Below are 9,522 nucleotides of genomic sequence, written 5' to 3'. Positions count from 1 at the left end.
AGTACATCCGCTATTACAATTACGACCGTATTAAGATGAAACTAAAAGGGCTGAGTCCTGTGCAATACAGAACTCAGCCCTTGCATGCCTAGCAAACTAAACCGTCCAACTATTTGGGGTCAGTTCATAGGGCGCTTTTTTAATTAGAACTCTTTTTCAGGAAGAGCTATGTGATTATCAGTGCTGAACTGGTAGTCCTTGAACACGTGTTCCGCGCTCAGCATCTGGTACTCGCCATCCGGCTTCTTGAATGAAGTGTCCTTCAGCTTGTAGGTGTAGTGGCCACAGGTCCAGCAGTTGAAGTTGCGCATGTGGGTGCACAGGCAGGTCTTGTCCATCACCACCACGGTCTTCTCGTTCGGGTGCGCTTCCACTTCGCGGTTGTACGAGTTGATGTAGGCGCAGTTGCCGCTGGCATCCAGCAGGTAGCCGTAGGATTCGCAGCCTGGACGGATGCCGGAGCCGATGGCCGGCGTATTTTTCAGCATGCGCATAGGATAGCCGGTCGGCGAAACACCGTTGACGATGATGTCGTCCTCGGAAGCCTTGAAGTATTCCTGCTTGACCTTCTCCGGCAAGCCGCATTCCTTGGTCACCGTGAAGCGGGTCGCCACCTGCACGCCAGCCGCGCCGGCTTCCAGGAAGCTCACTGCGTCCGAACCGGTGAAGATCCCGCCAGCCGCGATCAGCGGAATGTCGAGGTTTTCAGCCTTGAAGTAAGCCAGCAACTCCTTGGTGATGGTCATCAAGTCGTAGTCTTTCCAGTCCTCGAGGCCGAAGCCGAGGTGGCCGCCGGCCAGCGGACCTTCGACGATGACGTAATCCGGCAGACGGTTCAGCTTGGCGTTCTTGCGCAGGAAGATCTGCAGCGCGCGCACCGACGAGACAATGATGCCCAGCTTGGCTTCACGGAAGCGCGGGTGGTCGGCCATCAGTGCGAACGAGCCGAAGTGCAGGCCAGCGGACAGCGTGATGCCGTCGATGCCCGCATCCAACGCCGCGTTGAGGCGGGTGCGCAGGGTTTCACGCGGGCCGTTCATGGTCAGCTTTTCCATGCAGTTGACGAAGATCAGGCCCTTGCCTTGCTTCGCCTTCATGGTGGCGCCGATGTGCAGGCGCTGCGCCTCAGCCAGGCGCTGCAAGTCGAACTGCACGATCGACTTGTCCATGTTGTTGATGTTGTGCTTGTAGAGCTTGGTCTTATCCTTGACGAAGCTGGTGTCGAACTTGCGGTCCGACACGTCCTCCACCATGGCATCCGAGATGTGGCCGATACCGCCCAGGCGGGCTGCTTCCAGCGCCAGTTCCGAGGTCGAGATATCGACACCCATTCCGCCAATCATGATGGGCACATACTCTTCATTGCCAAATCGCAGGCGAAAATCGTCAACACGTTTCATTGCTATCCTTAGACTACCGAAGTTATTTGCGGTCGCGCGGTAGTACGCATGGTCGGGTGCTCCCGATTCATTCTACTCCATGTGTACTACAGCTTTGTGACGGCGCGGCAGCGTTCGGCTGGCTGCGCGCGCGGGCGGCGGATGGGCTTAGTCGCGGAAGTTGTTGAATTCCAGCGGCAGGTCGGTGGCATCCTTGCGCAGCAGGGCCATGGCGGCTTGCAGGTCGTCGCGTTTGGCGCCGGTGATGCGCACCGATTCGCCCTGGATCGCGGCTTGCACTTTCATCTTGCTGTCCTTGATGATACGGACGATTTTCTTGGCGTCGTCGGATTCGATGCCGTTTTTGACCTTGATTACCTGGCGCACCTTGTCGCCGCCGATTTTCTTGATCTCGCCATCTTCCAGGAAACGCACGTCGACCTTGCGCTTGCCCAGTTTGCCGATCAGCACATCACGCACTTGCTGCAACTGGAAATCGGAGTCGCCGGTCACGGTCAGCTCGCGCTCTTTTTGTTCGACGGCGGCGCCGGTACCCTTGAAGTCGAAGCGCGTGCCGATCTCTTTTTGAGATTGCTCGACAGCATTCTTTACTTCGATCATATCGGCTTCCAAAACTACATCAAACGACGGCATAACTATTTCCTTTATTTTGCTACATGATTGCTGCTTCAAAGACTGCCATTTTAACGGACAACCTGCCGTTCGCAGCCATATCGGCACTGGTTTTTTGCTTGTTTCGCTCTATAATCGATTAAATTTATTGCTTATCTCCCTCATGTCCGCGCCGCTTTCCATTCAAACGCAATTTCCGCTGCAATCCCTCAACACTTTTGGCATCGCCGCGACCGCACGCGCGTATTTGCGCGTCACAAAAAAAGAGCAATTGCTCGGCGTTTATGCTGATGGCGCTTGGGCTACTTTGCCGAAGCTGGTTTTGGGCGGCGGCAGCAATGTGCTGTTGACGCGCGATTTTGACGGCATGGTTTTGCACATCGCACTGGATGGAAAAGAGCTTATCGGCGGCGATGAAACGCACCATTTTGTGCGCGCGGCAGCCGGCGAAAACTGGCATCAGTTTGTGCAGTGGACCATTGCGCAAGGCGTCGGTGGCCTGGAAAATTTATCGCTGATTCCGGGCACGGTGGGCGCGGCGCCGATTCAAAATATCGGCGCGTATGGACTCGAAATTAAAGACGTATTCCATAGCGTGACGGTGTTCGATCCTGCCAGCGGCGAGACACGCGTGATGGATGCGGCGGCGTGCCGCTTCGCTTATCGCGACAGCGTGTTCAAACACGAAGGCAGCGCCCTGATTATCCTTGATGTGACCTTTGCACTGCCCAAACAGTGGACGCCGAACCTGCGCTACGCGGAACTGGCGGCGGAACCGGACCTGACGTCGCCGCGCAAAATCGCCGATGCGGTCATCGCGATTCGCAGCCGCAAGCTGCCCGATCCCGCGGTGATCGGCAACGCTGGCAGCTTCTTTAAAAATCCTGTGGTGCCGGGCGCGCAATGCGCGGCGCTGCTGGAGCGCTTCCCGAACCTGGTGCACCACGCGCAGCCTGACGGCACAGAGAAGCTGGCCGCCGGCTGGCTGATCGATCAATGCGGATGGAAGGGCAAGAACCTTGGCGCGGCCGGCGTGTATCCAAAACAGGCGCTGGTGCTGGTGAATAACGGCGGCGCCACCGGCGCCGATGTGGTGGCGCTGGCCAAGGCGATACAGGCCGACGTCCAGGCCCGCTATGGCGTGCTGCTGGAGCCGGAGCCGGTGTTTATTTAAGGTTTAAGGGCGTGCTGCCTGCACCAGCTCAATCGCGGTGTGGGCGTCCTCCGGATACAGCGAGCTGCCGGTATGGCAGGCGGCGCGCAGCGCAGCGTCGCTGATGCCGGGCAGTGATTCTCCCGTCACCGATAAGCTGATGCGATGCAGCTGGCTGGTGACGATCGAGCGGCGCGAAGCCATATTCAGGATGATGCCAAATTCATCGTGGCCGATACGCGCCACCAGATCGCCGGGACGGCATTCGCGCTCGATGCGGCGCGAGATATCTGCCAGCGCCTCCGGCAGTTTCTCAATACCGTCCAGACGCAGTACCGCCACACCGAGATGCGTGCCGCTTACCTGTGCTGCGGCCAGCTTGGCTTGCAGCTGCTCATAGAAGAAGGAACGGTTGGCGGTGCCGCTAGCCTCGTCCAGCGTCATGCGCTGCTTGAGCACATTCGGGCCTTCTTGCGTGGCACGCTGCATCAGCATCGCCGCCATATTCGCCAGCAGCTGCGCGATCTCCGCTTCGTATTCGTTGAACTGGCGCGGCTCTTTCCACACCAGCTTCATGACGGCGACCGCTTCATCGCCGGCGATTAGCGGCACGATCACCATCGCGCGCAGGCCGACCTTGCGGCACGCTTCGCGGTTGACGCGGTCGTCGGTTTCGCTGTCGGTGCACAGGGCGGCGGTACGGCTGGTCAGCACGCGGCCGGACAGGCTGTTCGCCACCGGCATGCGCAAACCCAGTTGCGGCTCCGCCAGGCCGCTGGCGGAGCGGTAGACGATGGAGTCGTCCTCCAGCAGTTCCACCACGGCGCCGTCGGCGCCGGTGAGTTCCACCGCCTTGGCGGAAGAAGCGTCCATGACGGCGCTCAGGTCATTGCCCAAGCCGACCAGGTGGACTTGGGCTTCGATGATGGCGAGTAGCTTTTGATGTGGGATCATAGTCGTAAAAAAAGCAGGCCAAGGCCTGCTTTCAAGGTTAGCCGAAGTGGCAAACGTAATCCAGGGTTTCAACGGTTTCAATATCGAACTTGCTGTTGCCAGGCACATTGAATTCGGTGCCGGCGCCGTAAGTCTGCCATTCGCTGGCGCCGTCCAGGCGCACCTTGCACACGCCGCTGACGACTTCCATGATTTCCGGCGCGCCGGTGTTGAAGGTCAGGCTGGAAGGGAAGATGACGCCGACGGTTTTCTTGGTGCCATCCGCCAGGATGACACTGTGCGACACGCACTTGCCGTCAAAGTAGATATTGGATTTCTTGACGACGCTGACTTGATCGATTTGAGCACTCATGCTGCAGGTTTTCCTTAGTTCGATGGTGTGAGACCGGGCAGGTCTTCCGCGCTGACCACGCGGTTGCGGCCCGCGTGCTTGGCGGCGTATAGCGCCCGGTCGGCTTGCTGGATCAGCTCATCGACGCTGCTCGCAGGCGACGGCACGATGCTGGCCACGCCGACCGACATGGTCAGGCATGACAGCTCGGTGCTGGCCTGCGGATTTTCAATCGCGAGCTGCTCCAAATGGCGGCGGCATGACTCGGCCACGATCAGCGCCCCAGTCAATTGAGTCTCCGGCAGGATAATCGCGAATTCCTCGCCGCCGTAGCGCGCAGCCAGGTCGGCAGGGCGCTTCAGGTGTTCGGTTAATACTGCGGCGACCTTCTTCAGGCACAAATCGCCCGCGAGGTGGCCGAAGCTGTCGTTATACAGTTTGAAGAAGTCGACGTCGCACAGCAGCAGCGTCAAAGGCTTTTTGTCACGCTGGCCGCGCTGCCATTCGAGGCGCATGGTGTCGTCGAAGCGGCGGCGGTTGGCGATGCCGGTCAGGCCGTCCAATGCCGCCAGTTTTTGCAGTTCGATATTGGCGTCGGCCAGCTGCTTCTGGCTCTCGCGCAGGAAGCGGAAAGCCTGGTCGCGCTGCAGGCGGCTGATGTGCGCACTGGAGTGATAACGCACGCGCGCCAGCAGTTCCAGCTTGTCCGGCAGCTTGACCATGTAGTCGTTGGCGCCGGTGGCGAAGCTGTGGGCCTTGAGTTTCGGGTCTTCCTTGGCCGACAGCACGATCACCGGCACGTGGCGCAGGCCTTCCTCTTCGCGGTACTGGGTGATCTGGCCGAAGCCGTCGATGGTCGGCATCACCAGGTCCTGCAGGATCACGGTCGGCTGCAGCTGCCGTGCGGTCTCCAGCGACTTGGTGGAATCGGTCACGTAATGGAATTCGATATCCGGCTGGTCGCTCAGCATGCGGCGCACGGCTTCGACGATGATCAATTGGTCATCGACCAGCAGCACGCGCACTTTGAACGTGGTGAGGACTGGTTCTTGGTCTGCTGCGGTTACTAATGCTTCGGACATCAGGACTCTCTTAAATTGTTAGCTACGCCCGCCCAGGGTGGTACGCAGGAACGGGCCTATCTTCGCCAGCGGTAAAATCATCTGCGCGGCGTCCAGTTCCGCCGCCGCGCGCGGCATGCCGTACACCGCGCTGCTGGCCTGGTCCTGCGCGATGGTGGTCTGGCCGGCGCGGCGCATGGACAGCAAGCCTTCGGCGCCGTCGCGACCCATGCCGGTCAATAGTACACCAACCGTCTCGCCTTTCCAGTGCTGGGACACGCAGCGAAAGAATACATCGACCGACGGACGGTAGGCATAATCCTTGGGATTGGCATCGTAACGCAAGCGATGGTTTTGATCCAGCGTCAGGTGATCATTGCTCTTGGCGATAAGGACGGTGCCGGCCACCAGTTCGTCGCCTTCCTCGATGGCGCGCACCGGCATTTCCAGCTGCTCGCCCAGCCAGCGCGCGAAATTGTCGGCAAAGTGCTGGTCGATGTGCTGCACCACCACGATGGCGCAGCCGCGCGGCGCCTTCCAGCCGGCCAGCATCTTGGACACCGCCACCGGGCCGCCGGTGGAGGCGCCTATGGCCAGCAAGGAGGTGACTTTTTCGGCGTCCTGCGCGTCGGCGGCATGGCTGCCATTGACGCCGGCCGCAGTGCGCGGCAGCATGGCCTGGTTGCCACCGCTGTGGCGTATCAGCTTGTCCATGGTGCGGATCTTGGCCAGCAGCTCGGCGTCGCCGCCAGGCTGGCCTTGCAGCACCGGTGTCGCCGTCACGTCCAGCGCACCTGCACCGAGGGCGCGGAATACCTGGTTGACGTTGTCCTGCGGCCGGCCGGTGACCACCAAAATGGCGCACGGGCTTTGCTCCATGATCTGGCGCGTGGCTTCCACGCCGTCCAGCTCCGGCATGTTGAGGTCCATCAGGACCAGGTCCGGACGGTTTTCCGCGCACATGCGCACCGCCTCGGCGCCGGTGCGGGCGATCCACAGCACTTGGTGTTCGGCGGTACTGGCAACCACGCGCCGCAGCGCTTCTGCCGCCATGGCGACATCGTTGGCGATGGCGATCTTCATCTGGTGGCGTCCCCAATCAGGTCGCTGACGGCGTCGAGCAGCGTTTCGTCATGGAAGCTGCCCTTGGTCAGGTAGTAGTCGGCGCCTGCCGATAAGCCGCGTGCGCGGTCCTCCGGCCGGTCTTTGTAAGAGACTATCATGACTGGCAGCTTGTGAAGATGTATATCTTTTTTAATCAAGGTGACCAATTCGATACCGTCCATGCGCGGCATGTCGACGTCGGTGATGACCAGGTCATAGTCGCCGCTGCGCACCACGTTCCAGCCGTCGATGCCATCGATGGCGATATCGACCAGGAAGCCGCGCCCAAGCAGCAGCTTGCGCTCCATCTCGCGCACGGTGAGCGAATCGTCGACCACCAGGATACGCTTGGTCTTGCGCCGTTCGGCGGCATCGGACTTGGCCAGTTGATGCAGGCCGCCTTCGTGCAGCAGCTTGTCGATCGATAGCAGCAGGTCCGGCACGTCGAGGATCAGTACCGGTTCGCCGTTGTCGAGCAGGGCGGCCGAGGAGATGTCGCGCATCTTGCCGAAGATAGGATCGATGGCTTGCACCGCCAGGCTTTGCTCGCCGCGGATGGCGTCCACCACCAGCGCGTAGCGGCGCGTGCCGGAACCGACCACCACCACCGACAGTTCGCTGCCGCTGGCATCGGTGTCGCCCAACTCCAGCACCTGCGAGGCCGAGACCAGGCCCAGATGCTCGCCGCCGAAGTCGAAGAATTGTTTGCTCTCCAGCGTGTGGATGGCCGTTTGCGGCACCTTGAGCACGCGCTCCACCTGCACGATAGGCACGGCGTAGGCTTCACCTTTGACGTCCACCACCAGCGCGCGCACGATCGATTGCGTCAGCGGCAGCGTGATGTAGGTGTGGAAGCCGACGCCCAGTTCGGACTCGATGCGCACGGTGCCGTTTTGCGAACGGATGGTTTCATGCACGATGTCCAGACCCACGCCACGGCCGGAAATTTCGGTGATGTTTTCTTTCAGGCTGAAGGCGGGCAGGAACAGGAATTCCATCAGCTCCGCTGGCGACATGGAGGCCGCCATCTGCGCCGGCGCCATTTTGCGGTCGATCACGCGGGCGCGGATTTTTTCCAGGTCCACGCCTTTGCCGTCGTCGCGGATTTCGATACTCAGCATGCCGGCGCGGTGCTTGGCTTCGAGCACGATGGTGCCGGTGCCCGGTTTGCCGGCGGCGATGCGGTCGGCGGCGCCGTTCATGCCGTGGTCGATGGCGTTGCGCAGCATGTGGTTGAGCGGACTCTCGATCTTGGCCAGGATGTCGCGGTCGACCAGCGTGTCTTCGCCAATGATTTGCAGCTGCACGTCTTTACCCAGGCTGCGCGACAGGTCACGTACCATGCGCGGGAAGTGCTGCACACCGTCGCGGAAGGGGCGCATGCGCATGGTCAGCACTTCGTCCACCATGCTTTGCGAAACGCCCAGCAGGCGGCGCTCGTAGGCTTCGATGTCGGCGATGTGTTCGAGCACGAACTGCTTGAGCGGATGGGTCTTTTGCAGGGCGAGCAGGGATTTTTCTTTCAGCCCGGCGTCGTCGCTGTTGGAGATGGCTTCGTGCAGTTGTTCGATCAGCGAGAACAGGCTGCTCTGGTTGCGCTTGAAGCGCTGCAGGTTTTGTACGAAGGGATGCATCTGGTGCGCGTTGATGCGCGATTCGCTGGCCAGCGACAGCAGCTTGTCGAAGTTTTGCGCATTCTTCATCGTCGCGTGCGCGGGCTGGCGCGCGGCTGGGGCTTCGTCGGCGGCCGTTGCAGGCGTTGCCTCCTCCGCAACGGCTGGGGCGGGCGAGGGCGCAGCAGGCGGAGTGAAATCCACCGGTTCCGGTAAGAAGGCGATGGTGGCGATCGAGTTGAGCGTGGATTTAATCTGATCGCTATTCGCGGCCAGCCAGGCATCTACGCCGCTGTCCTGCAGGCGTGACGCTTGCAGGATCAAGTCCACACCGGCCAGCAGCACGTCGACGCGATTCGGCGTCAGCGCCAGCTTGCCCAGCTGCGCGGCGATGAAGGCGTCTTCCATGCCGTGCGCTAGCTGCACCACCACTTCCAGCCCGACGATGGCGGCCGCGCCTTTGATCGAGTGGGCCGCGCGCATCATCGATTCGACTGCGCTGGCGTCGTCTTTCAAGCGCTCCATGGCCAGCAGGCCGTCGGTCAGGATTTGCGTCTGGCTGTCGGCCTCCATGCGGAACAGGTCCAGCATGGAGAACTGGCTCAGGTCTCCGTTGTTATCGACGCTCATCGTAAGGTTCTCGCGAGTTGGTAGCCGATCAGCGCTTCATCCAGCACGCCGATGCGCATGTCGTCATGCGATATCACGCCGGAGAGGAAGCGGGACAAGCCCTTGTTGATGGTGGCGGCCGGCGCCTGAACGCTGCTGGTTGCATAGCGCAGGATGCCGTGCAGGTCGGCCACCGGCAGTGCGTAGGACTGGTCTTCCCAGCGGGTTAGCAGCAGGCGCGCAAAGGTATGGCGGTTGGTGGCGGCTTCGCCTTCGTTTTCATCGATGCCCAGCAGGTTGGCCAGCGACATGCATGGGTATAGCGTGCCGCCGACGTTGACGATGCCGCCCAAGCCGCGCGAGGCGCGGTGCGGCAGGCGGTGCGGCTTGGCGATTGGCGCCACTGCGACGAACATGCGGGTCGGCAGCGACAGCCATTCGCGGCCGATGCGGAACACCAGGCAGGAGTTGTCCTGCTGCTGGCTGTTGCTGGCGGCCTGGCGGAAGTGCGCGGCCCAGTCTTTTTTGTAGTCGTCGCCGACCACGCGCTGCAAATTGCGCTGCGCGGCGGCGGCGTAGACTTCGCAGTTGCGGCAGTGGACGTGCTGTTCCAGCTTGTCGCAGCTTTGGTCGCCGTTCACGCCGATCTGGTTCCAGCAGGCTTCGATGATGGTTGTGCTCATGG

At 61.1% G+C, this 9,522-nt stretch carries 10 protein-coding genes; 2 read left to right on the top strand and 8 right to left on the bottom strand.

Features of this window, described 5'->3' with window-relative positions; genetic code table 11:
• Window positions 1–92, top strand: a 92-nt coding sequence (locus GTP46_RS26640; RefSeq protein ID WP_161006927.1) for an IS3 family transposase, incomplete at its 5' end; no start/stop codon positions are given.
• A 51-nt stretch (window positions 93–143) separates the two neighbouring features.
• Here GTP46_RS26640 and GTP46_RS26635 read toward each other — a convergent pair.
• Window positions 144–1,400, bottom strand: a complete 1,257-nt coding sequence (locus GTP46_RS26635) for a nitronate monooxygenase (RefSeq protein ID WP_161009656.1) — start codon at window positions 1,398–1,400, stop codon at window positions 144–146.
• A 147-nt stretch (window positions 1,401–1,547) separates the two neighbouring features.
• Window positions 1,548–2,033 (bottom strand): YajQ family cyclic di-GMP-binding protein, encoded by a 486-nt coding sequence (locus GTP46_RS26630; protein WP_161009655.1) that lies wholly within the window; start codon window positions 2,031–2,033, stop codon window positions 1,548–1,550.
• Between the two features lie 142 nt (window positions 2,034–2,175).
• Between GTP46_RS26630 and murB the strand changes: the two genes are divergently transcribed.
• On the top strand, window positions 2,176–3,186 hold the full coding sequence (gene murB / locus GTP46_RS26625; protein ID WP_161009654.1) for a UDP-N-acetylmuramate dehydrogenase: 1,011 nt from the start codon (window positions 2,176–2,178) through the stop codon (window positions 3,184–3,186).
• A 3-nt stretch (window positions 3,187–3,189) separates the two neighbouring features.
• Here murB and GTP46_RS26620 read toward each other — a convergent pair whose 3' ends face one another.
• Genes GTP46_RS26620 through GTP46_RS26595 form a run of 6 tightly spaced genes read right to left on the bottom strand, consistent with a single transcriptional unit; the run spans window position 3,190 to window position 9,520 of the window.
• On the bottom strand, window positions 3,190–4,119 hold the full coding sequence (locus GTP46_RS26620) for a sensor domain-containing diguanylate cyclase (protein WP_161009653.1): 930 nt from the start codon (window positions 4,117–4,119) through the stop codon (window positions 3,190–3,192).
• A gap of 37 nt (window positions 4,120–4,156) precedes the next feature.
• Window positions 4,157–4,471, bottom strand: coding sequence for a pyrimidine/purine nucleoside phosphorylase (gene ppnP / locus GTP46_RS26615; protein ID WP_161009652.1), 315 nt, complete (start codon window positions 4,469–4,471; stop codon window positions 4,157–4,159).
• Between the two features lie 14 nt (window positions 4,472–4,485).
• Window positions 4,486–5,532 carry a diguanylate cyclase gene (locus GTP46_RS26610; RefSeq protein ID WP_161009651.1) on the bottom strand — a complete coding sequence of 349 codons (1,047 nt, stop codon included), beginning with the start codon at window positions 5,530–5,532 and terminating at the stop codon, window positions 4,486–4,488.
• Window positions 5,533–5,550: 18 nt separating this feature from the next.
• A complete protein-coding gene (cheB, locus tag GTP46_RS26605) occupies window positions 5,551–6,594 on the bottom strand; it encodes a chemotaxis-specific protein-glutamate methyltransferase CheB (RefSeq protein ID WP_161009650.1) in 1,044 nt (347 codons plus the stop codon).
• Window positions 6,591–8,858 (bottom strand): hybrid sensor histidine kinase/response regulator, encoded by a 2,268-nt coding sequence (locus GTP46_RS26600; RefSeq protein WP_161009649.1) that lies wholly within the window; start codon window positions 8,856–8,858, stop codon window positions 6,591–6,593. The genes cheB and GTP46_RS26600 overlap by 4 nt, the downstream gene beginning before the upstream one ends.
• Entirely contained in the window at window positions 8,855–9,520 is a 666-nt protein-coding gene (locus GTP46_RS26595; RefSeq protein WP_161009648.1) for a chemotaxis protein CheW, read from the bottom strand. The genes GTP46_RS26600 and GTP46_RS26595 overlap by 4 nt, the downstream gene beginning before the upstream one ends.
• Window positions 9,521–9,522 lie beyond the last annotated feature (2 nt).

The organism is Duganella flavida, assembly GCF_009857445.1.
GTDB lineage: Bacteria > Pseudomonadota > Gammaproteobacteria > Burkholderiales > Burkholderiaceae_D > Rugamonas > Rugamonas flavida.
This window is presented reverse-complemented; position numbering and strand designations above follow the sequence as displayed.

Coding starts and splice junctions, on each gene's coding strand:
- GTP46_RS26595 (WP_161009648.1), bottom strand. CDS start 9,520: ATGAGCACAACCATCATCGAAGCCTGCTGGAACCAGATCGGCGTGAAC.
- GTP46_RS26600 (WP_161009649.1), bottom strand. CDS start 8,858: ATGAGCGTCGATAACAACGGAGACCTGAGCCAGTTCTCCATGCTGGAC.
- GTP46_RS26610 (WP_161009651.1), bottom strand. CDS start 5,532: ATGTCCGAAGCATTAGTAACCGCAGCAGACCAAGAACCAGTCCTCACC.
- GTP46_RS26630 (WP_161009655.1), bottom strand. CDS start 2,033: ATGCCGTCGTTTGATGTAGTTTTGGAAGCCGATATGATCGAAGTAAAG.
- cheB (WP_161009650.1), bottom strand. CDS start 6,594: ATGAAGATCGCCATCGCCAACGATGTCGCCATGGCGGCAGAAGCGCTG.
- GTP46_RS26620 (WP_161009653.1), bottom strand. CDS start 4,119: ATGATCCCACATCAAAAGCTACTCGCCATCATCGAAGCCCAAGTCCAC.
- ppnP (WP_161009652.1), bottom strand. CDS start 4,471: ATGAGTGCTCAAATCGATCAAGTCAGCGTCGTCAAGAAATCCAATATC.
- GTP46_RS26635 (WP_161009656.1), bottom strand. CDS start 1,400: ATGAAACGTGTTGACGATTTTCGCCTGCGATTTGGCAATGAAGAGTAT.
- murB (WP_161009654.1), top strand. CDS start 2,176: ATGTCCGCGCCGCTTTCCATTCAAACGCAATTTCCGCTGCAATCCCTC.